At 71.9% G+C, this 22,623-nt stretch carries 26 protein-coding genes; 12 read left to right on the top strand and 14 right to left on the bottom strand.

The features are described from left to right. Nucleotides 1-107 precede the first annotated feature (107 nt). Nucleotides 108-1,637 carry a catalase gene (locus JSX79_RS05605; RefSeq protein ID WP_071294464.1) on the bottom strand — a complete coding sequence of 510 codons (1,530 nt, stop codon included), beginning with the start codon at nucleotides 1,635-1,637 and terminating at the stop codon, nucleotides 108-110. A gap of 117 nt (nucleotides 1,638-1,754) precedes the next feature. Next, the gene (locus tag JSX79_RS05600; protein WP_229085409.1) at nucleotides 1,755-2,198 is read right to left on the bottom strand and encodes a Fur family transcriptional regulator; all 444 of its coding nucleotides are present in this window, start codon (nucleotides 2,196-2,198) and stop codon (nucleotides 1,755-1,757) included. Between the two features lie 83 nt (nucleotides 2,199-2,281). Here JSX79_RS05600 and JSX79_RS05595 point away from each other — a divergent pair, with 83 nt between their 5' ends. The 3 genes from JSX79_RS05595 (at nucleotide 2,282) to JSX79_RS05585 (ending at nucleotide 5,540) form a co-directional block, all read left to right on the top strand. After that, on the top strand, nucleotides 2,282-3,073 hold the full coding sequence (locus JSX79_RS05595) for an aquaporin (RefSeq protein ID WP_229085408.1): 792 nt from the start codon (nucleotides 2,282-2,284) through the stop codon (nucleotides 3,071-3,073). Nucleotides 3,074-3,270: 197 nt separating this feature from the next. Next, nucleotides 3,271-4,578, top strand: coding sequence for an acyltransferase (locus JSX79_RS05590; RefSeq protein ID WP_229085407.1), 1,308 nt, complete (start codon nucleotides 3,271-3,273; stop codon nucleotides 4,576-4,578). A gap of 50 nt (nucleotides 4,579-4,628) precedes the next feature. Continuing rightward, nucleotides 4,629-5,540 (top strand): cytochrome c oxidase assembly protein, encoded by a 912-nt coding sequence (locus JSX79_RS05585; RefSeq protein ID WP_229085406.1) that lies wholly within the window; start codon nucleotides 4,629-4,631, stop codon nucleotides 5,538-5,540. A 224-nt stretch (nucleotides 5,541-5,764) separates the two neighbouring features. Here the strand turns inward: JSX79_RS05585 and JSX79_RS05580 are convergent, their stop codons facing one another. Both JSX79_RS05580 and JSX79_RS05575 read right to left on the bottom strand, forming a co-directional pair. Then, on the bottom strand, nucleotides 5,765-7,405 hold the full coding sequence (locus JSX79_RS05580) for a DHA2 family efflux MFS transporter permease subunit (RefSeq protein ID WP_229085405.1): 1,641 nt from the start codon (nucleotides 7,403-7,405) through the stop codon (nucleotides 5,765-5,767). After that, on the bottom strand, nucleotides 7,402-8,016 hold the full coding sequence (locus tag JSX79_RS05575) for a PadR family transcriptional regulator (protein WP_071303488.1): 615 nt from the start codon (nucleotides 8,014-8,016) through the stop codon (nucleotides 7,402-7,404). Before JSX79_RS05575 ends, JSX79_RS05580 begins: the two co-directional genes overlap by 4 nt. A 144-nt stretch (nucleotides 8,017-8,160) precedes the next feature. Here JSX79_RS05575 and purS point away from each other — a divergent pair, with 144 nt between their 5' ends. From purS to JSX79_RS05555, 4 genes are read left to right on the top strand one after another with little or no spacing between them, the layout of a single operon-like run. Beyond that, nucleotides 8,161-8,412 (top strand): phosphoribosylformylglycinamidine synthase subunit PurS, encoded by a 252-nt coding sequence (gene purS / locus JSX79_RS05570; protein ID WP_070417019.1) that lies wholly within the window; start codon nucleotides 8,161-8,163, stop codon nucleotides 8,410-8,412. 5 nt (nucleotides 8,413-8,417) lie between these two features. Further along, complete coding sequence (gene purQ, locus JSX79_RS05565; RefSeq protein ID WP_031263015.1) at nucleotides 8,418-9,113, top strand: phosphoribosylformylglycinamidine synthase subunit PurQ; 696 nt, start codon at nucleotides 8,418-8,420, stop codon at nucleotides 9,111-9,113. Between the two features lie 47 nt (nucleotides 9,114-9,160). Further along, nucleotides 9,161-11,542, top strand: coding sequence for a phosphoribosylformylglycinamidine synthase subunit PurL (purL, locus tag JSX79_RS05560; protein WP_229085404.1), 2,382 nt, complete (start codon nucleotides 9,161-9,163; stop codon nucleotides 11,540-11,542). A 40-nt stretch (nucleotides 11,543-11,582) separates the two neighbouring features. Next, a complete protein-coding gene (locus tag JSX79_RS05555) occupies nucleotides 11,583-12,503 on the top strand; it encodes a 2-hydroxyacid dehydrogenase (protein WP_229085403.1) in 921 nt (306 codons plus the stop codon). A gap of 28 nt (nucleotides 12,504-12,531) precedes the next feature. On the opposite strand, the gene JSX79_RS05550 is transcribed toward JSX79_RS05555, so the two are convergent. From JSX79_RS05550 to JSX79_RS05540, 3 genes are read right to left on the bottom strand one after another with little or no spacing between them, the layout of a single operon-like run. Continuing rightward, entirely contained in the window at nucleotides 12,532-12,945 is a 414-nt protein-coding gene (locus JSX79_RS05550; RefSeq protein WP_092384588.1) for a GNAT family N-acetyltransferase, read from the bottom strand. A gap of 10 nt (nucleotides 12,946-12,955) precedes the next feature. Then, nucleotides 12,956-14,059 (bottom strand): beta-propeller fold lactonase family protein, encoded by a 1,104-nt coding sequence (locus JSX79_RS05545; protein ID WP_229085402.1) that lies wholly within the window; start codon nucleotides 14,057-14,059, stop codon nucleotides 12,956-12,958. Next, on the bottom strand, nucleotides 14,056-14,379 hold the full coding sequence (locus tag JSX79_RS05540; protein ID WP_070417024.1) for a chorismate mutase: 324 nt from the start codon (nucleotides 14,377-14,379) through the stop codon (nucleotides 14,056-14,058). The genes JSX79_RS05545 and JSX79_RS05540 overlap by 4 nt, the downstream gene beginning before the upstream one ends. Nucleotides 14,380-14,491: 112 nt before the next feature. On the opposite strand from JSX79_RS05540, the gene JSX79_RS05535 reads away from it, so the two are divergent. Continuing rightward, nucleotides 14,492-14,896 carry a DUF1304 domain-containing protein gene (locus tag JSX79_RS05535; RefSeq protein ID WP_083295407.1) on the top strand — a complete coding sequence of 135 codons (405 nt, stop codon included), beginning with the start codon at nucleotides 14,492-14,494 and terminating at the stop codon, nucleotides 14,894-14,896. An 82-nt stretch (nucleotides 14,897-14,978) separates the two neighbouring features. Here the strand turns inward: JSX79_RS05535 and JSX79_RS05530 are convergent, their stop codons facing one another. Then, nucleotides 14,979-15,986: an iron-siderophore ABC transporter substrate-binding protein gene (locus tag JSX79_RS05530; protein ID WP_229085401.1), complete on the bottom strand. Its 1,008-nt coding sequence runs from the start codon at nucleotides 15,984-15,986 to the stop codon at nucleotides 14,979-14,981. Between the two features lie 59 nt (nucleotides 15,987-16,045). Between JSX79_RS05530 and JSX79_RS05525 the strand changes: the two genes are divergently transcribed. Continuing rightward, the gene (locus JSX79_RS05525; protein ID WP_070417026.1) at nucleotides 16,046-16,909 is read left to right on the top strand and encodes a shikimate dehydrogenase; all 864 of its coding nucleotides are present in this window, start codon (nucleotides 16,046-16,048) and stop codon (nucleotides 16,907-16,909) included. Nucleotides 16,910-16,916: 7 nt separating this feature from the next. Here the strand turns inward: JSX79_RS05525 and JSX79_RS05520 are convergent, their stop codons facing one another. From JSX79_RS05520 to JSX79_RS05510, 3 genes are read right to left on the bottom strand one after another with little or no spacing between them, the layout of a single operon-like run. Then, nucleotides 16,917-17,870 carry an SDR family NAD(P)-dependent oxidoreductase gene (locus JSX79_RS05520; RefSeq protein WP_229085400.1) on the bottom strand — a complete coding sequence of 318 codons (954 nt, stop codon included), beginning with the start codon at nucleotides 17,868-17,870 and terminating at the stop codon, nucleotides 16,917-16,919. A 29-nt stretch (nucleotides 17,871-17,899) separates the two neighbouring features. Then, complete coding sequence (locus JSX79_RS05515) at nucleotides 17,900-18,286, bottom strand: YchJ family metal-binding protein (protein ID WP_229085399.1); 387 nt, start codon at nucleotides 18,284-18,286, stop codon at nucleotides 17,900-17,902. A 10-nt stretch (nucleotides 18,287-18,296) separates the two neighbouring features. Then, nucleotides 18,297-18,722, bottom strand: a complete 426-nt coding sequence (locus JSX79_RS05510; RefSeq protein ID WP_229085398.1) for an organic hydroperoxide resistance protein — start codon at nucleotides 18,720-18,722, stop codon at nucleotides 18,297-18,299. Nucleotides 18,723-18,857: 135 nt separating this feature from the next. On the opposite strand from JSX79_RS05510, the gene JSX79_RS05505 reads away from it, so the two are divergent. From JSX79_RS05505 to JSX79_RS05495, 3 genes are read left to right on the top strand one after another with little or no spacing between them, the layout of a single operon-like run. Continuing rightward, nucleotides 18,858-19,523, top strand: coding sequence for a hypothetical protein (locus JSX79_RS05505; protein ID WP_229085397.1), 666 nt, complete (start codon nucleotides 18,858-18,860; stop codon nucleotides 19,521-19,523). Continuing rightward, nucleotides 19,516-20,238, top strand: a complete 723-nt coding sequence (locus tag JSX79_RS05500; RefSeq protein WP_229085396.1) for a hypothetical protein — start codon at nucleotides 19,516-19,518, stop codon at nucleotides 20,236-20,238. The genes JSX79_RS05505 and JSX79_RS05500 overlap by 8 nt, the downstream gene beginning before the upstream one ends. A 41-nt stretch (nucleotides 20,239-20,279) precedes the next feature. Continuing rightward, the gene (locus JSX79_RS05495; protein ID WP_071303480.1) at nucleotides 20,280-21,020 is read left to right on the top strand and encodes an SOS response-associated peptidase; all 741 of its coding nucleotides are present in this window, start codon (nucleotides 20,280-20,282) and stop codon (nucleotides 21,018-21,020) included. Between the two features lie 9 nt (nucleotides 21,021-21,029). Here JSX79_RS05495 and JSX79_RS05490 read toward each other — a convergent pair whose 3' ends face one another. From JSX79_RS05490 to JSX79_RS05480, 3 genes are all read right to left on the bottom strand, one after another. Continuing rightward, the gene (locus tag JSX79_RS05490; protein WP_229085395.1) at nucleotides 21,030-21,554 is read right to left on the bottom strand and encodes a hypothetical protein; all 525 of its coding nucleotides are present in this window, start codon (nucleotides 21,552-21,554) and stop codon (nucleotides 21,030-21,032) included. A 167-nt stretch (nucleotides 21,555-21,721) separates the two neighbouring features. Beyond that, nucleotides 21,722-22,066 carry a hypothetical protein gene (locus JSX79_RS05485; protein ID WP_229085394.1) on the bottom strand — a complete coding sequence of 115 codons (345 nt, stop codon included), beginning with the start codon at nucleotides 22,064-22,066 and terminating at the stop codon, nucleotides 21,722-21,724. Nucleotides 22,067-22,156: 90 nt separating this feature from the next. After that, nucleotides 22,157-22,486 (bottom strand): hypothetical protein, encoded by a 330-nt coding sequence (locus JSX79_RS05480; RefSeq protein WP_070417032.1) that lies wholly within the window; start codon nucleotides 22,484-22,486, stop codon nucleotides 22,157-22,159. Nucleotides 22,487-22,623 lie beyond the last annotated feature (137 nt).

Below are 22,623 nucleotides of genomic sequence, written 5' to 3'. Positions count from 1 at the left end.
CGACTGCACGCGGTGGACCGTGCGCAGTCGTCGTGGGACCGCGCACAGACGGGAGGCGCGGTGCGGGTTCGACCCGCACCGCGCCTCCCGTCTGGTGGAAGCGGGGCTTACGCCTCGACCGCGACCTTCTCCGGGTCCTCGTTCGAACCGGGCGCGCTCGGCGCGACCGCTGCGCGCACGCGCGCGCCGAGGTCGGCGTCGACGTTCGTCCAGTAGGCGAACACCCGCTCGCGCAGGTCGTCGCGCGTCACCTTCGAGACGTGCCCGGCGATGTTGCCGACCAGGCGCTCACGGGCGGCGTCGTCGAGGACCTCGCGCACCAGGGTGCCGGCCTGACCGAAGTCGTCGTCCTCGGGGTGGAGGGTCGCGGCGGAGCGCTGCAGCGCGCCGTCGGACTCCCAGCCGGGGGTCTCGTCGGTCGCGGCCGGGTCGGCGTGCGCACCGCCGAGCGAGTTCGGCGCGTACACCGGGACCTCGGACTTCTGGAAGTCGAAGCGCATCGCGCCGTCCTTCGAGTACGAGTGCACCTCGTTCTTCGGGGCGTTCACGGGCAGCTGCGCGTGGTTCGTGCCGACGCGGTAGCGGTGCGCGTCCGCGTAGCTGAAGATGCGCGCGAGGAGCATCTTGTCGGGGCTCGCCGCGATGCCGGGAACGAAGTTCGAGGGGGCGAAGGTCGCCTGCTCGATCTGCGCGAAGTAGTTCTCCGGGTTGCGGTTGAGCTCCATCGTGCCGACCTCGATGAGCGGGTAGTCCGCGTGCGGCCACACCTTCGTCAGGTCGAACGGGTTGAAGCGGTAGCCCTCGGCATCGGCGTAGGGCATGACCTGCACCTTGAGGGTCCAGCGCGGGTTGTCGCCGCGCTCGATGGCCGCGTGCAGGTCACGGATGTGGAAGTCCGCGTCCTCGCCGGCGATGCGGTCGGCGTCCTCCTGCGTCAGGGTCTTGTGGCCCTGCTCGGTGAGGAAGTGGTACTTCACCCAGAAGCGCTCGCCCGAGGCCGAGATCCACTGGTAGGTGTGCGAGCCGAAGCCGTCCATCTCGCGCCACGACGCCGGCAGACCGCGGTCGCCCATCAGCCACGTGACCTGGTGGGCCGACTCGGGCGACAGGGTCCAGAAGTCCCACTGCATGTCGTGGTCGCGCAGGTGCGAACCCGGCAGGCGCTTCTGCGAGCGGATGAAGTCCGGGAACTTGATGCCGTCGCGGATGAAGAACACGGGGGTGTTGTTGCCGACGAGGTCGTAGTTGCCGTCCTCGGTGTAGAACTTCAGCGCGAAGCCGCGCGGGTCGCGCCAGGTGTCCGGGGAGCCCTGCTCGCCGGCGACGGACGAGAAGCGGGCGAGCATCTCGGTCTGCTTGCCCGGCTGCAGGAACGCGGCACGGGTGTACTTGCTGATGTCCTGCGTGACGGTGAAGGTACCGAAGGCACCGCCGCCCTTGGCGTGGACGACCCGCTCCGGGACGCGCTCACGGTTGAACTGGGCGAGCTTCTCGACCAGGTAGTGGTCGTGCAGCGCGAGGGGGCCGTCGGCGCCGACACCCATGGAGTGCTGGTCGCTCGACACCGGCGCGCCGGAGTTGGTGGTCGTGGTGGGGGTGCCGGCCGGCTGGCCGGGCGTCGTGTTCTGGTCGGACACGGTTCCTCCTTGGGTGGAACGGTTGGTTCGGTCAGGGGTGCTCGGGTTGCTCGTGGTCCCGGTTCGGTGCCGGGAGCGGGAACGACTGCGGTCGTCCCCGGGTCGGGGTGTCGGCGGTCAGGCCGGGACGGCCAAGGTGTCGTCGCGTTCGGCGGCGGCGCACTGTTCGCAGATGCCCCAGTAGGTGACCTCGGCCGTGGTGACGGCGAAGCCGTGCGTCTCGGACGGGGTGAGGCACGGCGCGTGGCCGACGGCGCAGTCGACGTCCTCGATCGCGCCGCACATCGTGCAGACGATGTGGTGGTGGTTGTCGCCGGTCCGTCGCTCGTACCGGGCGGGGCTGCCCGCGGGCTCGATGCGCCGGACCAGTCCGACGCCGGTCAGTGCCGCGAGGACGCCGTACACCGCCTGGTGACTCGTGGTCGGCAGCTCGGCGGCGAGCGCGGTGACGATGTCGTCGGCGGTCGCGTGCGGCATGGTCTCCGTCGCACGGAGGACCGCCAGGCGTGGTGTCGTGACCCGGAGACCGGAGGCGCGGAGCAGGTCGGCGTCGACGTCCATGCTGAGCCTTTCTTTTGCAGAGATCAAGACAACACCGCCACTGTACACCAGGCGATCCGATGGTCGAGCGCGAACGGTGGGGCATGACAGATGCACCACCAGTCGCTCCCGTCCCAGCCGCGCTCCCCGCCCGCCTCGTCGCCGAGGCCGCGGGGACCTTCCTGCTCGTGTTCGCCCTCGTCGGCGCCGCGACCTCCACCGCCGTGTTCCCCGACGAGCACAACACGCTCGGGATCGGGCTGCTCGGGGTCGCGCTCACCCTCGGCCTCGTGGTGATGATCGGCGCGAGTGCGTTCGGTCCCGTCAGCGGGGGACACTTCAACCCCGCGGTGACGATCGGCCTCGCGGTCGCCGGCCGGCACCGGTGGGCGGACGTCGGCCCGTACCTCGTCGCCCAGTTCGTCGGCGGCACGGCCGGGGCTGCCGTCCTCGTCCTGTTCGCCGGACTCGGACCGGCCACCGCCCTGCAGAGCACGCTCGACGGCGGCTTCGCCTCGAACGGCTTCGACGCGCAGAGTCCCGGCGGTTCCACCCTGCTCGGCGTCGCCCTCGCCGAGACGATCGCGACGGCCGTCTTCGTGACGGTGATCCTCCGCGTGACCGGAGCCCGCGGGAGCGCGGTCCCGGCGCCCGTGGTCATCGGCGCGACCCTCACGATCCTGCTGCTGACGCTCATCCCGATCTCGAACGCGTCCCTGAACCCGGCGCGGTCGTTCGCCACCGCGGTGTTCGCGGGGCCGGACTGGCTCGCGCAGTGGTGGGTGTTCCTGGTCTTCCCCGTGCTCGGCGCCGTCGTCGCGGGAGCCGTCGGTCGGATCGGACGGACGTCACGCGCGGACGACGCGACGGTCGAGCTCGACGCGCCGCGGGCCTGAGCCGACCCGGGCGCGGGCGGGCCGGGCGACCGGCTCGACCCGCGCCTCCCGGAGCTCGTCCGCAGCGGCGCGACGTGCGGAACGCATGCCAGGCGCAGGCCAGTCGCATGCCCCTGGCGGAATACGATGTGTCACGATCCGGTCGCGATCGGCTGGAACGACGCTGGGAGGGCGGGAACCCGCGCTACCGTCCCGACATGTCCATGCAGCAGGGCCTGCCGCAGCAGGCGCACAGCGCTCAGGACGTCCGGGGGATCATCGCGCAGCGGGACCTGGTCGTCGACCTCATCCGGACGGCCTGCGTCGTCCTCGTCGTCTTCGTGCACGTCACGATGGTCGGTGTCGCCGTGGGGGCGGGCGGCATCGCGGTGACGAGTCCGCTCCAGGAACTCCCCTGGTACGTCGCCGCGACCTGGATCGGCCAGGTGATGCCGCTCTTCTTCGTGGTCGGCGGCTTCGCCAGCGCCGTGGGGTGGCGTTCCACGGTCGCGCGGGGCGGCGGCGCGCGGGACTTCATGGCGACGCGGCTCGTGCGGCTGTTCCGGCCGGCGATCCCGCTCTTCGCGGTGCTCGCGCTCGGGCTGGGCGTCGCCACGCTGCTCGGCACGCCGCCGGAGCTCCTCGCCGAGGTCGCGTTCGGCATCGGCTCCCCGCTCTGGTTCCTCGCCGCGTACGGGATCACCCAGTGCTGCGTGCCGGTCATGATGCGACTCCACGAACGCGCTCCGTGGCGCACGCTCGGCGCACTGCTCGTGCTCGCCGCGGCCGTCGACGGCGTGCGGTTCGCCACCGGGACGGCAGAGGTCGGTCTCCTCAACCTCGGCCCGGTGTGGCTCTTCGCGCAGCAGCTCGGCTTCCTCTGGGCCGACGGCTGGTTCGCCCGACGATCGCGCGTGCTGCTCGTCGCCGTCGCCGCGGCCGGGTACGGCGTGCTCGTACCCCTGACGTCGATCGGGCCCTGGGCTCCGGACATGCTGCAGGACCTCAACCCGCCGATGCTCCCGCTCGCCGTGCTGGCCATCGCCCAGGCCTGCCTCGTGCAGGTCGTGCACGCCCCGCTCACCCGGCTGATGCGCACCCGCGCGGCCCAGGGCGCCGTCTTCCTGCTCGGCCGGGACGGGATGACGATCTACCTCTGGCACCTGCCGCTGTTCATCGCGCTGAACGGGGTCGCCCTGCTCGTCGGCGTGCCGTTCCCGGCGCCGGGGTCGCCGACGTGGTGGGCGACCCGTGGGGTGGCCCTCGTCGTCCTCCTCGCGGTCGCCCTCGGCACCGCCCGGGCGCTGCGCCGGTTCGACCGGCCGCTCCCCCGACTCGTCCCCGGCACCGATCGCCCGGCCTGGCCCGTGCTCGCCGTCGCGGCGCTCTGCACGATCGGGCCCGCCTTCGCGGTGATGCAGCTGCACCTGTCGTTCGGGGTCGCCCTGCTCGGTGCGCTGGCCGTGCCGGTGGGGGTCCGGCTCCTGACGAGGACCGTGCCGACCCGGAGCGCCGCCCGGATCTGAACCGGTTCTCACCGGCAGGGGCTGCTCCGGGGTGCGTACCGGGCGGAGGATTGTGGTCGGCCGCACGATCCTCGAGGAGGCACCCCACGCCGTCGACACCCGAGTTCTGGAGCACGTGGCACCTCGACCCGCTCGCGGCCGTCCTCATCGCCGTGGCCGCGGTCACCTACGGCTGGTGGGTCGTCGGTGCCGCCAGGCGGGGCACCCGGTGGCCGTGGTGGCGGACGCTCGCCTTCGTCGGGGCGCTCGTCCTGTTCGGCATCCTGCAGTTCGGGATCGTCGGCATCCACGACCAGGACCTCCGGTGGGCGTTCGTGCTGCGGTTGGCCCTGCTCTTCTTCGCGGTCCCCACCTTCGCCGCGTTCGCCGCGCCCGTCTCGTTGCTCCGCTCGGGAGGCCCGGCTCGTCTCGCGCAGGCAGCCTCCGCAGCGCTCGCATCGCGTCCGGCACGGGTCCTCGGCAACGCGGTCGTGTCGCCGCTGATCGCCCTCGCGCTGTTCTGCGTGCTGCTCACCCCGTTCTCGGCGACGATCCGCGAGTCCCCGGTCTGGGCGACGGCGATCACGGTGTTCGTGCCGATGCTCGGGTTCGCCCTGCTGACCCCGCTGTCCGAGCCGGGGATCCTCCGCTCGTCGACGTTCGTCACGATGGAGTTCCTGCTCGCGTTCGTCGAGCTCATGGCGGACGCGATCCCGGGCATCGTGCTCCGGATCACGAACCACGTGCTCGACGGATCGGTCACGGCGGCGGTCGGGCAGCCGTGGTTCCCGTCGCCCCTGCGCGACCAGCACCTCGCCGGGGACCTGCTGTGGTTCATCGCCGAGGTCGCAGACGTCCCGGTGCTCATCTCGCTGTTCATCCGGTGGCAGCGGTCCGATCGCCGCGAGGCCCGCACCGTCGACGCCCTCACCGACGAGGAGATGGCGGAGCTCACCCGGGCGCACCTGCAGCGCCGCGGGTGAGGCGGTGTCGGTGTCGGTGTCGGTCGTGACGCCGCGACATCGACATCGTGCCGGTCGATCGACGGGTGTCTTGTCGACCGATGCACACGCAGTGGATGCACGCGCAGAGAACGACGTTCCACGAGTCGATCACGACGTGTCTTGTCGCGAAGTCGCCCCGCACGCGACGGAGCCCCGCGCCGCACAGTGCGACACGGGGCTCCGGGGCTCCGGGCTGGCTCGGATTAGGCGTCGGCGTGCCGCCCGTGGTGGTCGGTCGCGGCGAGCTCGGCCTCGGCGGTCTCCGGCGCGGGTGCCGCGGCGTGGACACCGTGACGCTGCTCGGACCCCACCACGCTGCCGTCGGACGCAGACGCGGGCGACCCGTCGGACGTGCCGCCGGTCTGCTGCCACGCCACGGTCTGCTTCGGCTTCGCCAGGAACAGCGCGGCGACGATCCCGATGCCGAGCACCACGGCCGGCAGCACGAGCGACTGCCCCATGGCGGTGGCGAACGGCTGCTGCAGGAAGGCCGGGAGCGCCCCGACCTGCTGCTCCGCACCGCCGGCGCTCGTGCCGCCGGTGGACGCCGGGAAGTTGGCCGTGATCCGCGCCTCGATCAGCGCCGCGATGCCGGCCGAGCCGAGGACGGCACCGATCTGCCGCGTGGTGTTGTAGACGCCCGAGCCGGCGCCGGCGAGCTTCGGCGGCAGGTTGCGCGTCGCGGAGACCGAGAGCGGCCCCCACATGCAGGCGTTCGCGAGGCCGAGGAGCGTCGACGGCAGGAGCACCCAGCCCCAGTCGGCACCCGATGCCAGGAGCGACCCGAACCAGAACAGCGCGCCGGAGAAGCAGGCGAGTCCGAACGCCGCGACCCAGCGGAGGCTCCACCGGTTGAGGTTCTTACCGACGAGCGGGGCGAGGCCGGCCGAGAGCACGGCCTGCGGGACGAGGAGCAGCGCCGCCTGGGTCGGGCTGAACGTCAGCACGTCCTGCGCCCAGAGCATGATCGGCAGGGCGAACGACGAGATGGCGACGCCGACCGCGGTGATGGCGATGTTCGCGAGCGTGAAGTTGCGGTCCTTGAAGAGGCCGAGCGGCAGGAGCGGCTCACCCTTCTGCACGCCCTGCCACACCACGAAGGCGATGAGCACGACGATGCCTGAGATGATGAGCGACCAGACCGAGATCGGGCCGGTGATGGTCCCCCAGTCGTAGGTCTCGCCTTCCTGGATGCCGAAGACGAGCAGGAACATGCCGACGGCGCTCAGGACGATGCCGAGGGTGTCGAAGCGGTGCCCGTGCCGGTCGAACGACGGGACGAAGCGCTGCGCGAGCACGAACGCGACCACACCGACGGGGACGTTGACGAAGAAGATCCACTCCCAGCCGAAGCCGTCGACGAGCAGGCCGCCCACGATCGGCCCGACGAGCGAGGCGACACCGGCGACGGCACCCCAGAGGCCCATCGCCGCGCCGCGGTTCTGCGGCGGGAAGATGCGCGTGATCACGGCCATCGTCTGCGGCGTCATCATCGCCGCGCCGAGCCCCTGGACCACACGGGCCACGATGAGCACCTCGATCGAGCCGGCGAGCCCGCACCAGAGGCTCGAGAGCGTGAACACCACGAGCCCGATCTGGTACATGACCTTCGGGCCGAAGCGGTCACCGAGCCGGCCGGTGATGAGGAGCGGCACGGCGTAGGCGAGCAGGTAGGCGCTCGTCACCCAGATGACGGAGTTGATGCTGGCGTCGAGCTTCGCGGCGATGGTCGGCGTCGCGACGGACACGATCGTCGAGTCGACGAGGATCATGAAGAAGCCGACGACGAGGGCCCAGAGGGCCGGCCACGGCTTCTTCTCGGTGGTGGTCCAGACGGAGGTCATCGAGTGGGTTCCTTGCTGTTCGTGGTGGTGCCTGTGTCGGTGGGGACGGCCGGGCCGTCCCAGGGGATGTCGCCGCTCGCGATCCGGTCGGCCGCGGCGTCGAGCCACTCGATCTGCGCGGTGAGCATGGCACGGACGTACGACACGTCCAGCCAGAAGCGGTCCGCGAGACGCTTGGCCTGGAGGCCCGTGGCGGCTTCGTCGTACTGCTCGCGTTCCGTCCGGAGTGCGCGGGCGCGGGCGCGCAGGGCGGTCGCCGCGTCCTCGGCGCTCAGGTTGTCGACGTGGGAGACCGCGAGTTGGAACTCCGGGTACTCGTCGGCGGGCTCGGCGATCATGCGGCGGAGGCCGTCCTCGAGCGCGGTGCGCCCGTGGTCGGTGATCGCGTAGGTGGTGCGTTCCGGTCGGTTGCCCTCGCGCGCGGTGCCGAGCGCCTCGGCGTAGCCGAGGTCCACCAGGCGACCGATCTGGTGGTAGAGCGTGCCCGGTCGGACCTTGACGTTCTGGTCCTCGCGACGCTGCAGCATCGTCTGGAACATCTCGTAGGGGTGCATGGGCGACTCCGCGAGGAGCCCGAGCGCGGCGAACGCGAGGGGCGTGAGCGACGCCATCCGTGCCTCCTGGACTGGTCCGTACCGATTATTCCAAGTGGAATGTACGCCTTCGAACAACCGAGCGCAAGCGCGTCCGACGCGCCGCGCGCGCCCCGTAGACTGTTCGCGTCCCACCCATCCCCGAAGTGCTGGAGTGAACACGTGCCAACGATCGTCGTCGAGGTCATGCCGAAGGCCGAGATCCTCGACCCCCAGGGCAAGGCGGTGGGCAACGCCCTCGCCCGTCTCGGCAAGGCAGACCTGACCAACGTCCGCATCGGCAAGCGCTTCGAGGTGGCCGTCGACGGCCCGGTCGACGATCAGAAGCTGGCCGAGGTCCGCGAGATCGCCGCCGACGTCTTCTCCAACGCCGTCATCGAGGACGTCGTGTCCGTGACGGTCGAAGGCGAGTGACACCGGTGCGCATCGGCGTCATCACGTTCCCGGGCTCGCTCGACGACCGCGACGCCCAGCGCGCGGTCCGTCTCGCCGGCGCCGACCCCGTCGCGCTCTGGCACGGCGACCACGACCTGCAGGGCGTCGACGCGATCGTCCTCCCCGGCGGGTTCTCCTACGGCGACTACCTGCGTGCCGGTGCGATCGCGGCGAAGGCCCCGATCATGGCCGAGGTCATCGACGCCGCCGGCAAGGGGATGCCCGTGCTCGGCATCTGCAACGGCTTCCAGATGCTCGCCGAAGCACGACTGGTCCCGGGCGCGCACACCCGCAACGCGCACCAGCAGTTCATCCGGCGCGACCAGAAGCTCCGCGTCGAGACCACCGCCACGGCGTGGACGAGCGGCTTCACGGCCCAGCAGGAGATCACCATCCCGCTGAAGAACGCCGACGGCCGCTTCGTCGCGGACGCCGACGAGATCAAGCGCATCGAGGACAACGGCCAGGTCGTGTTCCGCTACGTCGGCGTGAACCCGAACGGGTCGATCGACGACATCGCGGGCGTCTCCAACGAGCGCGGCAACGTCGTCGGCCTGATGCCGCACCCCGAGCACGCGACGGAGCCCGGGTTCGGCCCGGACACCCCCGCGGCGATGGCCTCCGGCACGGACGGCCTCACCTTCTTCACCTCCGTGATCGAGTCGACGCTCGTCAAGTGACGACCACGCCGACGAACACGACTCCAGTGACAGGGAACGACACCACCGTGACGACACACGTCCGCCCGAAGCCCGACACCGTCCAGGACGCCGCAGCCACGCCCGACAAGGAGCAGCCGTACGAGGCGCTCGGGCTGAAGGCCGACGAGTACGCGAAGATCCGCGAGATCCTCGGCCGCCGCCCCACCTCGGGCGAGCTGGCGATGTACTCCGTGATGTGGTCCGAGCACTGCTCGTACAAGTCCTCGAAGAACTACCTCCGGCAGTTCGGCAAGAAGGTCACGCCGGAGATGACGAAGAACCTCATGGTGGGCATGGGCGAGAACGCCGGTGTCATCGACGTCGGCAACGGCTGGGCGGTGACCTTCAAGGTCGAGTCGCACAACCACCCGTCCTACGTCGAGCCGTACCAGGGCGCCGCGACCGGTGTCGGCGGCATCGTCCGCGACATCATCTCGATGGGCGCCCGCCCGGTCGCCGTGATGGACCAGCTCCGCTTCGGCGCGATCGACCACGAGGACACGCAGCGCGTCGTCCACGGTGTGGTCGGCGGCATCTCGTTCTACGGCAACTGCCTCGGCCTGCCGAACATCGGCGGCGAGACCTACTTCGACCCGGTGTACCAGGGCAACCCGCTGGTGAACGCCCTGGCGGTCGGGGTCCTCCGCCACGAGGACCTGCACCTCGCGAACGCCTCGGGTGCCGGCAACAAGGTCGTGCTCTTCGGTGCCCGCACCGGCGGCGACGGCATCGGCGGCGCGTCGATCCTGGCGTCCGACACCTTCACCGAGGGCGGCCCGACCAAGCGTCCCGCCGTCCAGGTCGGCGACCCCTTCGCCGAGAAGGTCCTCATCGAGTGCTGCCTCGAGCTGTTCCAGAAGGAACTCGTCGAGGGCATCCAGGACCTCGGTGCCGCCGGCATCTCGTGCGCCACGAGCGAGCTCGCCTCGAACGGCGACGGCGGCATGCACATCTCGCTCGACGACGTCCTGCTGCGCGACCCCACGCTCACCGCCGAGGAGATCCTCATGTCGGAGAGCCAGGAGCGCATGATGGCGGTCGTCCGCCCCGAGAAGCTCGACGAGTTCCTCAGCGTCGTCGGCAAGTGGGAGGTCGAGACCAGCGTCCTCGGCGAGGTCACCGGCACCGGCCGGCTCGTCATCGACTGGCAGGGCCAGGAGATCGTGAACGTCGACCCGCGCACGGTCGCCGTCGACGGCCCGGTCTACGACCGCCCCGTGGCCTACCCGACCTGGATCGACGCGCTGCAGGCCGACTCGGCTGCATCGCTCGACCGCCCGGCCGACGGCCCCGCCCTCAAGGCGCAGTTCCTGCAGCTGCTCGGCTCCCCGAACCTGGCGTCGAAGAACTGGGTGACGAACCAGTACGACACCTACGTGCTCGGCAACACGGCGCTCTCCTTCCCCGACGACGGCGGCATGATCCGCGTCGACGAGGAGACCGGGCTCGGCGTCACGATCGCGACCGACGCGAACGGCCGCTACTGCCAGCTCGACCCGAAGCAGGGCGCCCGGCTGGCCCTCGCCGAGGCCTACCGGAACGTCGCCGTCACCGGTGCCGTCCCGGCCGCCGTGACCGACTGCCTGAACTTCGGCTCCCCCGAGAACCCCGAGGTCATGTGGCAGTTCTCCGAAGCGGTCGAGGGCCTCGCCGACGGCTGCATGGAGCTCGGGATCCCGGTCACGGGCGGCAACGTGTCGTTCTACAACCAGACCGGCACCACCCCGATCCACCCGACCCCGGTCGTCGGTGTCCTCGGCGTGATCGAGGACGTCGCGCTGCGCGTGCCCTCCGGCTGGCAGGACGACGGCCACAACATCTACCTGCTCGGCACCACGTCGCTCGAGCTCGACGGGTCGGCCTGGGCCGGCACCGTGCACGGACACCTCGGTGGCCGTCCGCCGGCGGTCGACCTCGAGCGTGAGAAGGCCCTCGCGGACCTCCTGCACGCCGCGGCGAACGAGCAGCTGCTCACGAGCGCCCACGACCTGGCGGACGGCGGCCTCGGCCAGACCCTCGCCGAGTCGGTGCTCCGGTTCGGGCTCGGTGCCCGCGTCGTGCTCGACGAGCTCGAGGCCCGCGACGGCGTCGACACCGCCACCGCACTGTTCTCCGAGTCGACCGGCCGCGTCATCGTGACCGTCCGGCGCGAGGACGACGTCCGCTTCCAGGGCCTCTGCGACGGCCGCGGCTTCCCGGTGCTCCGCATCGGTGTCACGGACGCCACGAGCGGGTCGCTCGAGGTCCAGGGTGCGTTCGAGGCGACGATCGACGAGCTGCGCGGCACCCACGGCGCCACGCTCCCGAGCCGCTTCGGGGACGTCATCGTCGAGGACGTGACCGAGGGCTACGTCGGTCGGGGTCCGCTCGACGACCACGGCTCGTTCTCGCCGCGGACCGACTCCTGAACGGGTCGGACCGGAGCGCCACGACGACGGGCACCGACTGATGCCCGTCGTCACCCTGCCGTTCCGTGGACTCGTCGATCGCTTCGGCCCCGTGCCGGAAGGCATCGAGCTCGACGTATGGGACGTCGAGGCACCGTACGGACGCCCCGACGACGTGGCCATCGCGTTCCTGCCGTTCTACTTCGGTGGCCGGCACCGGTGGCAGTACGTGCACGACCTGCCGAACCTGCGGCTCCTGCAGCTGCCGAGCGCCGGGTACGAGCACGCGGTCCCGCACGTCCCCGGCCACGCGCAGCTCGCGAACGGCCGCGGCATCCACGACGACGAGACCGCCGAACTCGCGGTGGGGCTCGCGCTGACGTCACTGCGCGAGCTCGGGGCGTTCCAGGCCGACCGTACGAACGGCGTCTGGGACGCCCGGACCACCCGGTCCCTCGCCGACCGTCGCGTGACCGTGGTCGGCTACGGCGCGATCGGGTCCGCGATCGCGACCCGCTTCGAGGCGTTCCGCACCGAGGTCACCGTGGTGGCGCGGACCGCGCGTGAGCAGGACGGCCGGCAGGTCCACGCGTTCGGCGAGCTCCCGGAGCTCGCCGCGACCACCGACGTCCTGGTGCTCATCGCCCCGCTGACGGACGAGACCGAACGGCTGGTGGACGCCGACCTGCTCGCCGCGCTGCCCGACGGCGCCCTCGTGGTGAACGTCGCCCGCGGCAAGGTCGTCGACACCGACGCCCTCGTCGCCGAGCTGCGGTCCGGACGGCTCTCGGCAGCGCTCGACGTCACCGATCCCGAACCCCTGCCCGACGGGCATCCGCTCTGGACGACGCCGAACACGGTCCTGACGCCGCACGTCGGCGGCAACACGGACCTCAGTGTGCCGCGGTCGATCGAGCTGATGCGTCGTCAGGTGGCCGCGTTGGCCGAGGGCCGACCGTTCGAGAACGTCATCGAGTCCTGACCACCCGGCCGGCCGGCCGGTCAGTCGGTCAGTCGGTCAGCAGCGCCATCCCGAGGCTCGGTGCGACGTCGTCGAAGCCGAGCGACCGGTAGAGGCGCTGCCCGGGCGGGTCGCCGACGAGGGTGACGTACGCGCCACGGGGTGCCCGGGAGCGGATGTCCGCGACGAGCCAAGCGACCACCGCACGACCGATCCCCCGGCGTTGGTGCGCCGGGTCGGTCGCGATGTCGGCGATGTGGAAGTACCAGCCGCCGTCGCCGATCGTCCGGCCCATCGCGACGGGCCGCCCGTCGGGATCGAGGACGTGGCAGGCGGACCAGCTGCCGGCGATCGCCCCGGCGCCCTGGTCGGCGTCCTTCGGCGTCAGGCCGGAGTCACGGCGCAGCCGGAGGTAGTCGTCGAGGGGAGGCGGGCCGGGGACGAGGGTGTAGGACGCGTCCATGGGGTCGGACTCAGACCGGCACAACGACCGGGACGACGCACGCCGGCGTGCCGACCGCGATCTGCGCGACGGCCTCGCCCGGGACACCGTCCTCGCCGAGGGACAGGACCGCGATGGCGTCGGACATCTGGTTCGCCACGAGGAGGAACCCGGGCACCCGCGCGAAGTGCCGGGGCCACACCCCACCGGAGGACGCCGACCCCACGAGCGACAGCCCGCCGTCGGATGCGTCGAGCACCACCACGAGGTCGCGCCCGCGCACCGCGACGTACACGCGCCCGGCGTCGTCGACCTCGATGTGGCTGAGGAGCGACTCGCCGACCTCGCCGGTGAAGGTCGCCGCGGAGGCCACCGACACGAACGACCCCGAGCCGTCGCGGCGGAGGCGGTGGACCCGGCCGTCGAGCTCACCGGCCACGATGAGGTCGCCCTCGTACCAGGCGAGGTGCCGCGGTCCGACACCCGGGGTGACGTGGTGGACGCGGACCTGCTCGATGGTCGGGGCGTCCGTGATCCGGAACTCGTGCAGGGCGTCGCCGCCGAGGTCCGCCACGAGCACGGTGCCGTCCGGCGTCGCGGTCGACTGGTGGGCGTGCGGGCCCTCTTGCCGGTCCTCGACGGGGCCGGTGGCGTCGGGGAGGACCTCGGTGACGAGCGCCGACGCGGGCACCGTCACCTGGTCGTCGCTGCCGTGCGCGCCGATCAGCCCGTCGCTGCCGAGCACCGACGCGGCGTGCGACTCCGCTGCGGCGAGCGAGATCGCAGTGACGGTGCCGGAGACGTAGTTGGTGACGACGAGCGCGCCGGACGGGTCGACGCGCACGTGGCACGGGGCGTCGCCGCCGGCCGGAGCGTCCCAGAGGTGTTCGAGCGACGAGCCGCCCAGGCGAAAGGCCGAGACACCGCCGTCTGCCGTCTCGGACACGGCGTAGACCCGGTCACCAGAGACGGCCAGGAACGACGGGTCGTCGATGACCGCGACCGTGCGAGCCGTCGGCGCGCCGCCGTCCGCGCCCCCGACCGGTCCGCCGGGCACGATCGAGATGCCCGTCGCGTTCCCGCCGCCGGTGGCCGTGTACGAGCCGACGAGGAGCGTCGGGAGCGCGTCGCTCACTCGTCGCCGCCGGCGATCTGCTCGTGGTGGTGGATGACCTCGGCGACGATGAAGTTCAGGAACTTCTCCGCGAAGGCGGGGTCGAGGTGCGACTCGGCGGCGAGGGAGCGGAGTCGTGCGACCTGGATCTGCTCGCGGCCCGGGTCGGCCGCCGGCATCCCCGCTGCTGCCTTGAGGTAACCGACGCGCTGGGTGTACTTGAAGCGCTCGGCGAGCATGTGGATGACCGCGGCGTCGATGTTGTCGATGCTCTGGCGGATGCTGGCCAGTTCGGCGACGGCCGCCGGGTCGTACTGGGGCGTGGTGTCGTCGTCGCTCATGCTCCGAGCCTAACGGCCGCGACCGCTCGGCAGGTGTCGGTTACGTCGTCGGCCCGCGACCGGAACCTGAGCGAGACCTGAGCACGCCTTCGGAACTGCGAGAATGGGGACCATGTCGGTCCTGCTCGTGATCTCGTGCGTGTTCGCGGTCCTCGCGGGCCTCGTGCACGTGTACATCTTCTTCCTCGAGTCCGTCGCGTGGACGAGTCCCCGTGTGCGGAAGATCTTCGGCCTGTCGTCCGAGACCGAGGTCCAGGCCACCCGCTCGATGGCGTTCAACCAGGGCTTCTACAACCTGTTCCTCGCGATCGGCGCGATCCTCGGTGTGGTGCTCGCCGTCACGGGCAACGGGGCCACCGGGTGGACGCTCGTGGTGTTCTCGACGGCGTCGATGCTCGGTGCCGCCGTGGTCCTGCTCGGGACGGGTCGCCGGTACCTCAACTCCGCGTTCGTGCAGGGGTCGTTCCCGCTGATCGCCCTGCTCTTCGCGTTCCTCGGTTCGACGTTCGGCGCCTGACCGCAGCGTCGCGACGCGACCACAGGAAGACGGGAGGCGCGGTGCCAGCTGGCACCGCGCCTCCCGTCGTTCCGCATCGGCGTCAGCCGAGCTTCGCCTGGAACTCGTCCGGCAGCTTCTCGAGCGCCCACTCGATCGCGGCGGTGGTCCCCATCGAGAACGCCGACGACACGTCCGGGTCGTCGAACACGATGGCGTGCCCGGCCTCGACCGACGGCACCTTCTGGAAGAGCGGGTCGGACTCGGCCTTGGACGCCTCGACGTAGATCGGCAGGATCAGCGTGAGGTCGGCGTCCAGCAGGTCGAGGTTCTCGTCCGACAGGTGCACCGAGAACGCCTTGCCGGCCTGCTCGTCGATCGCCTTCGGGATCGTGAAGCCGAGGTTCCGCATGAACGTCGAGCGGCTGTCCGTCGAGGCGTAGGCCCCGAAGCCCTCGGACGTGTAGGCACCGACGACCGCCGACTTGCCCGCGAAGTCCGGGTGCGCCTTGCGGGCGGCGGCGTAGGCGTCGTCGAGGCCGGCGAGGAGCTTCTTGCCCGCGGCCTCCTTGCCGAGCGCCTTCGCGATCATCGTGGTCTGCTGCTCGGTCGAGGCGAGGTAGTTCTCGCCGCCCTTCGGGATCGCCACGGTCGGTGCGATCGCGGAGAGCTTCGCGTAGCGGTCCTTGTCACCCGACGACTTCACGTCGAGGATCACGTCGGGCTTGAGCTTGAGGATGTCCTCGTAGCTCGGCTCGAGCGTCTGGATGATCTTCGGCGACTTCGTGTACGCGCCCTTGAGCCACGGCCCGACGCCGTCGCCACCGAACGCGAGCCAGTCGCTCGCCCCGACGGGCTGCACGCCGAGTTCGAGCGCGGTCTCGGCGTCGCCCCAGCCGAGGGCGACGACGCGCTTCGGCTGCGAGTCGATCTTCGTGGTGCCGAGGGCGGTGGTGATGGACACCGGGAACTGGCCGTCGGCGGACGTGGTCGCGGCGTCGTCGGACGACGAACCGGAGCCGGAGGCGCACCCGGCGAGGACGAGGGACGCTGCGACGACGGCTCCGGCAGCGGCGAGCGCTCGGCGGAAGCGGGAGGGAGTTCGGATCACGAAGGTAAGCCTAACCTAAGCGCTCGGCGCGGAACACGCCTGGATAGGCTGACGGGGACATGTACTCCGACCCCTCCCGGACCCGCCTCGCGGTGCTCGGCTCCCCCATCGCCCACTCCCTCTCCCCCACGCTGCACGCAGCGGCCTACGACGTGCTCGGGGTGCCGTTCACGTACGGGAGGCACGAGGTCGCGTCCGGCGGACTGGACGCGTTCGTCGCGGGGCTGGGTCCCGACTGGCGCGGCCTGAGCCTGACCATGCCGCTCAAGCGCGAGGTCCTGCCGATGCTCGACCGGACGACCCCGCTCGTCGACGAGCTCGGGGTCGCCAACACCATCGCGTTCCGCACGGTCGGCGACACCGTCCTGCGGTCCGGCGCGAACACCGACGTCGAGGGGATCGTGCGCCCGGTCGAGGCGCTCGGACACCTCCCGGGCGAGGCGACCGTCCTCGGCGGCGGTGCGACCGCGGCGAGCGCCCTCACCGCGGCCGTGCGGCTCGGGGCGTCGCTCGTGCGGGTGTTCCTGCGCGACACCGCGAAGGCTGGACACCTCGTCGACCTGGCCGTGCGGCTCGGGGTCTCGCTCGAGGTGCTCCCGCTGACCGAGCTGCCGGGGAGCCGTCACGGGTTCGTCGTCTCGACGCTGCCCGGGGGTGCGGCGGACACGCTCGACCTCGTGCCGTCAGGGCCGGACGCGGTGCTCTTCGACGTGGCCTACGAGCCCTGGCCGACCGCCGTCGCCACGCGGTGGGCGGACGCCGGCGGGCGCGTGCTGAACGGGCTCGACATGCTCGCCGAGCAGGCCCTCGGGCAGATCCGGTTCTTCCTGAGCGGTGACCAGGACGAGCTCCTGCCGGCCGAGGCCGACGTGCGGAGGGCGATGCGCGCCTCCGTGGGCCTGCCGGAGACCATCGGGGCCTGAGCCTCGGTCAGCGTCGAGCTCGTGCCTCGGCGTCGAGCAACGCGACCGAGACGTCCCAGAGCCGCTCGGCGGCGGCCGGCTCGAGCGCCCACGGGAGCACGCCGTGCAGCCCGTCGGTGATGCGGTCGACGACGGCGGCCTCGTGGCAGTCCTCGAAGTACCGGCCGCTCACGCCGTCGAGCTCCGGAGCGGTGGCGAGGAGCACCGACGTCGCCGCGCCCTGCTCCGGGGACTTGACGACGTCCACCGCGGAGACCTTCGTCGCCGCGAGCACCTCCGGGTCCCAGTGCTTCTGCAGCCCCGTCCAGATCCCTCCGGGCATGCACGCGTTCGCCGTGATCCCGTCGGCGGTCCATCGTCGACCGACCTCGACGGCGAAGAGCACGTTGGCGGTCTTGGACTGGGCGTAGGCGAGCCCGGGCTCGTACGGGCGACGCCGGAAGAACAGGTCGTCGAACACGACCGGCGAGCTGCCGTGCCCGCTCGACGACAGCGAGACGATCCGCGCACCGGAGGCCGCGGCGAGCGCCTCGTGCAGCCCGATGGCCAGCGCGAAGTGCCCGAGGTGGTTCGTGGCGAACTGCGTCTCCCACCCGGCCGAGGTGTACGACTCCGGGCTGTCCATCACCCCGGCGTTGGCGACCAGGACGTCGAGGGGCCCGGACCACGACGCCGCGAACGCTTCCACGGACGCCGGGCGGTCGAGGTGGAGCTCGGCGACGTCGGGCGCGGTGCGTCCGGTGGTGCGGGCGATGTCCGCCGCGACCCGCTGTCCGGCCCCGACGTCGCGGACCGCCAGGGTCACGGTCGCACCGGCCCCGGCGAGCGCTCGGGCCGTCTCCACGCCGATGCCCGAGGCGGCCCCGGTCACGACGGCGGTCCGTCCCCGGAGGTCGAGCCCCGCCACGACCTCGGCGGCGGTGGTGTGGGCGCCGAAGGCGGCGAGGTCACGGTCCGGCACGGTGTACTCCTGTCTGCGGACGGAGGCGCTCAGGACACCGCGCCGTCCACGTAGGACCACCGGCCGTGCTCGCGCACGAAGTCGCTCGTCTCCTCGAGTGTGCCCCGCTCGTCGTCGGTGCGCCACCACGCGCGGAAGGCGACGGTGCCGCGGGAGTCGAACGGGCCGCCGGACTCCGTCGACAGGACGTCCAGCCGCGTCCAGCGCTGGGCCGGGTCGAGCTCGAGGCTCGCCGGGCGGGTGCGCGGGTGCCACGTCTGCAGCAGGTACTCGGGCAGGCCGAGGGCGAACGCGCTGAACCGCGACCGCATGAGCCGCTCGGCGGTCGGGGCCGCGGCGCCCGCGTGCAGCGGGCCGCAGCACTCGCCGTAGGGGTTGCCGCTCAGGCAGGGGCAGCGCGACTCGTCGGTGACCACGGGCGGAACGCTAGTCGACGATCGACAGCGCGACGGTGATGTTGCCGCGGGTGGCGTTCGAGTAGGGGCAGATCTCGTGCGCGCGCTCGGCGAGACGCTGGCGCTGCTCGGGTCGGGCGACCGGCGCGTAGACGTCGAGCTCGACCGCGAGGCCGAAGCCCCCGTTGCCGGTGCCGCCGATGCCGACCTCGGCCGAGACCTCGGCGCCGGTCGTGTCGACGTCGAGCTCCCGGCCCGCGGCGTGGAGCGCCCCGAGGAAGCACGCGGCGTACCCGGCGGCGAAGAGCTGCTCGGGGTTCGTGCCCTCGCCGCTGCCGCCCATCTCCTTCGGCGGACGGGTGTCGAGGTCGAGGCGGTCGTCCTCGCTGCGCACGTGTCCGTCGCGGCCGCCTCCGGTGGCGTGGGCGGGGGCGGTGTAGACGATGTCGAGACTCATGGCACGAGCGCACCGTGTGTTCCTGGACGACCGCTGGAGCGGGGCGCAACGGCGGGCGGCGGCGGTCGGTCGATGAGGACGCGTCGGGCGTGTCCGGCCCCACCGCTGTCAGCTTCACGGAGTAGACGGAACCTCGTGTTCAGACTCGGGTGGCAGGTGCTGCGGGAGCGGATCGCCACGGTGGTCGATCCCGCACGCGCCCGTCGTGCCGTGTGGATCGCCGCCGCGTGCTCCGTGGTCGTGCTGGTCGGCGCCGTCGTGCTGCAGCTCGCGTTCGGCTGGGCCGGTACGGGGCCCGTCCGACCGGTCGTGGTCATCGCGCTCGTGTCCCTCGGCCTCGGATCGATCGTGTTCTCCGCCTTCCGGACCGACCGTCCGCTCGACCCGGCAGCGACCATCAACGGGCGACAGGTCCGGCCGGACTGGCAGATGAGTGTGCGGTGGTCGGTGGAGCCCTACCTGGGCAGACGGCAACGGCCGGTGGCGCCCGAGGACCGCGCGGCCGTGCTGACCGACGTCGGACTCCTGCAGCGCGGGCTGGTCCGGCGGCTGACGCGGCTCACCCCGCTCCTCGGCGGGGTCGCACTGCTCGGGATCGCGGCCGTCGCGCGCAGCGACGTGCGGCCGATCGCGCTGCTGTGGGCAGCGGTGTACGTCTGCACGCTGCCCGACCTCGTGGTGCGGCTCGGCCGCTCGGAGCGCGCGCGGCTCGCAGCCCTCGCGGTCGATCCACCGGCCGGAGACGCCGATACGGGGAAGCACGGGGTCGACGGCTCGAAGGTGCGGCTCCCCGGTGGCTGAGGCCCGCGAGCAGGAACCCCGGACCGTCTTCCGCGCCGGGTGGCAGGTGTACCGCGAGCGGCTCCCCGAGCTCGTCGACCGGCGCCACCACCGCCGTGCCGTCCGCGTCGGGATCGTCGTCGCGGTCGTCGCGTTCGCCGGGCTGCTGCTCCTGGGGGCGTTCGTCGAGCGCCTCGACGGAGCCGTCCCGGTCGCAGCCGGGGTCGTCGTGGCGCTCCTGGTCGCCGCGGGCATCGGGTGCGTCGGTGCCGCCCTCACGCCGATCGGCCCCCGGGGATGGTCGCTCCCACCCGTGCCCGGTATCGGGTGGCGTACACAGGAGGCGATCGCCCGGTACTTCCGCCGCAACCCGCCGCCGGTCGCGCCGGAGCACCGCGACGCCGTGCTGCAGGGCATGCCGGCGACCCGCGACCTGCTCGTCCGAGCGGCGTACCGCTCGCTGTTCCTCACGGGCGGGTGGATCGGCATCGTCCTCGGCACCCTGGTGTTCGACGTGGCCTCGTCGGTGGGCAGCGACACCGTGATCCTGTTCCCGGGCGTCTGGATCTTCTCGATCGTGATCACGAGCGGCACGGGGGTCATCGGCATCCGCACGCTCGGGCGCCAGGAGCAACTCCGCGTCGAGGCCGAGGCGTTGCCGCCCGTCCCGCCCGCGCCGCGCCGAGGCCGCCCCGACAGCCCGAGCGGCAGCAAGCTGGCGCTCCCGGGCGAGTGAGCGCGTGAGCGCGTGTCGGTGGCACCGGGCACACTGGGCGCATGTGTGGAAGGTTCGTCGTCTCCGACACCACGGCCGATCTGCTGCCGGAACTGATCGGTGAGCTCGCCGACCGGACCGAGCACGTCGACGAGGACACCGGCGTGGTCGGCACCGGCCTGGTCCCGAGCTGGAACGTCGCACCGACCGACCCGGTCTTCGCGGTCCGGCAGCGGCACGGGCAGCGCGAACTCCCGCAGATCAGCTGGGGTTTCGTGCCGAGCTGGGCGAAGGACTTCCAGAAGCAGCGCCCGAAGCCGATCAACGCCCGCATCGAGACCGTCGCGACGAGCGGCATGTTCAAGCGGGCGTTCGCGACGAACCGCTGCATCGTCCCCGCCCAGGGCTACTACGAGTGGGTCGTGCGCGAGGACGGCAAGGAACCGCACTTCGTCCACGAACCCGGCGGTGCCCTCGCGATGGCCGGCGTCGTGAGCGCGTGGCCCGACCCCACGAAGCCCGACGGCGACCCGGACAAGTGGCGGCTGTCCCTGGCGATCATCACGCGGGACGCCCACGTGGCCCCGGGCGAGGTGCACGACCGCATGCCGGCGTTCCTCACCCCGGACGGCTACGACGCCTGGTTGGACACCGAGCAGGGCGGCCTCGGACAGGACGACCTGCTCGCCCTGCTCGACCACGAGTCGCTGACGGTCGCGGCGGGCCTCGAGCAGTACGAGGTCTCGCGTGCGGTGAACAGCGTCAGGAACGACGGGCCGCAGCTCATCGAGCGGGTCGCCTAGCCACGCCGCTCAGCAGACGTCGGACCCCGGCGTGGTCATCCCCACGGTCACGTCCGACAGGTCCTGGGTCCGCAGGGTCCCCAGCGGCCCGGTCGTCGTCACCCGGAGCCCGGTCAGGTGTCCGCCGTGCGCCAGGCTCCTCGAGCGCATCTCGGCGACGACCCGGACGTCGTGGTGCGGCGCGATCACCGTACCGTCGGCGTCGAGGACCTGCGCGCCGTCGACGACGCTCGCGGTGTCGCCCATCAGTGCGCCCGTGCCGGATCCCCGGACCTTCTCCGCGAGGACGACGCGCACCGAGCGGAGCCCGGAGTCCCACGTCGCACGGACGCCCCGGAGCGTGACGGGCCGGTCGGACGGGTTCCGCAGGACGAACCCGGCGGACATCCGGGTCTCGTCACGTCCGGCCTCGTCGTCCGACCACCCGCCGCAGACGCCGCTCGCGCCCAGCGCGCGCAGCGGCGCGGGCGACGAGGTGACGACCACGAGCCCGGCGAGCAGGACGAGTGCCGCGACGACGCACGTCGCCAGCACCGCGCGTGCAGACGGGCCCGCTCGGTGCGGAATGGTCGCGTGCTCGTCCGACGTCATGGTCCCCCCGGTCCGGGCCGAGCGTCGGCCCACGTCGAGAGCATGACAGACAGGAGGCCCGGATCACGTCAGCCGATCGGCTGACGCGGTCCGGGCCGCAGTCCAGAGCGTCAGGCGCCGTCGCGACGCACGTCCGGCAGGAGCACGTGGAGCCGCTCGGCGAGCCGCAGCTGGGCTTCCTCGAGCGACCGGAAGTCGCCGACGTACTGCCCGAAGGTGTCGGATACGAAGTAGTGCGCACCCTGGCGGTCGACGGTCCCGCCGTAGTAGCCGCCGTAGTTCGCCGCCCAGAGCCCCGTGTCCGGCCGCGACCAGAGGATGCGCGGGTGGACCGGCTCGTCGACGTCGGTGTCGACGACGACGTCGACCTGGGCGTCCATGCCGGTGATCGCGACCATGGTGGCGGTGTCGACGGTCACCTCGGTGTGCTGGTGGTGGTCGACGGGCGTGCTCATGGTCGTGCTCCTCTTGGTGCGTGCTGCTGTGGTGCGGCGTTCCGTGGTGCGGGTGGTGCGGGGTGGTGCAGTGCTCCGGGGAGCGACGTGCTAGTCGACCGGGCGGATCACGGACGGCAGCATCACGTGCAGCTGGTCCGCGAGCTTCGCCTGTGCCTGCTCGAGCGACGCGAAGTCGCCGACGACGAGGCCGAACGTGTCCGAGGCGACGTAGCGGTCGTCGCGCTTGTCCACCGATCCGCCGAAGTACCCGCCGTAGTTGGCGACCCACTCGCCGTCGTCCTCCTGCGTCCAGGTGAGCTTGGCGCGGGCAGGGCGGGCGTGCGGTTCGGCCTGGGCTTCGAGGATGGCGATCGTGTCGACGGTCTCGGTGTCGAGCGTGACCTCGGCTCGGGTGTCGGTGCTGACGGTGGTGCTCATGTCGCTCTCCTTCGCGATCCGGGGTACATCGGCTGACATGAGAACGCTACGAGACCGCCCCCTCCACCCGCCAGCGACGCCCGCCGATTCACGGGTTCCGTCAATGCGCCCCATCGGCGAAGCCCGGGTTTCCGGGG

Source organism: Curtobacterium sp. GD1 (assembly GCF_020882855.1).
GTDB lineage: Bacteria > Actinomycetota > Actinomycetes > Actinomycetales > Microbacteriaceae > Curtobacterium.
The sequence above is the reverse complement of the archived record's forward strand: the minus strand, read 5'-3'. Positions and strand labels throughout refer to the sequence as shown.

Coding starts and splice junctions, on each gene's coding strand:
- JSX79_RS05510 (WP_229085398.1), bottom strand. CDS start 18,722: ATGAGTCTCGACATCGTCTACACCGCCCCCGCCCACGCCACCGGAGGC.
- JSX79_RS05575 (WP_071303488.1), bottom strand. CDS start 8,016: ATGGCGTCGCTCACGCCCCTCGCGTTCGCCGCGCTCGGGCTCCTCGCG.
- JSX79_RS05525 (WP_070417026.1), top strand. CDS start 16,046: ATGTACTCCGACCCCTCCCGGACCCGCCTCGCGGTGCTCGGCTCCCCC.
- JSX79_RS05485 (WP_229085394.1), bottom strand. CDS start 22,066: ATGAGCACGCCCGTCGACCACCACCAGCACACCGAGGTGACCGTCGAC.
- JSX79_RS05540 (WP_070417024.1), bottom strand. CDS start 14,379: ATGAGCGACGACGACACCACGCCCCAGTACGACCCGGCGGCCGTCGCC.
- JSX79_RS05495 (WP_071303480.1), top strand. CDS start 20,280: ATGTGTGGAAGGTTCGTCGTCTCCGACACCACGGCCGATCTGCTGCCG.
- JSX79_RS05590 (WP_229085407.1), top strand. CDS start 3,271: ATGTCCATGCAGCAGGGCCTGCCGCAGCAGGCGCACAGCGCTCAGGAC.
- JSX79_RS05555 (WP_229085403.1), top strand. CDS start 11,583: ATGCCCGTCGTCACCCTGCCGTTCCGTGGACTCGTCGATCGCTTCGGC.
- JSX79_RS05580 (WP_229085405.1), bottom strand. CDS start 7,405: ATGACCTCCGTCTGGACCACCACCGAGAAGAAGCCGTGGCCGGCCCTC.
- JSX79_RS05535 (WP_083295407.1), top strand. CDS start 14,492: ATGTCGGTCCTGCTCGTGATCTCGTGCGTGTTCGCGGTCCTCGCGGGC.
- JSX79_RS05595 (WP_229085408.1), top strand. CDS start 2,282: ATGACAGATGCACCACCAGTCGCTCCCGTCCCAGCCGCGCTCCCCGCC.
- JSX79_RS05480 (WP_070417032.1), bottom strand. CDS start 22,486: ATGAGCACCACCGTCAGCACCGACACCCGAGCCGAGGTCACGCTCGAC.
- JSX79_RS05550 (WP_092384588.1), bottom strand. CDS start 12,945: ATGGACGCGTCCTACACCCTCGTCCCCGGCCCGCCTCCCCTCGACGAC.
- JSX79_RS05600 (WP_229085409.1), bottom strand. CDS start 2,198: ATGGACGTCGACGCCGACCTGCTCCGCGCCTCCGGTCTCCGGGTCACG.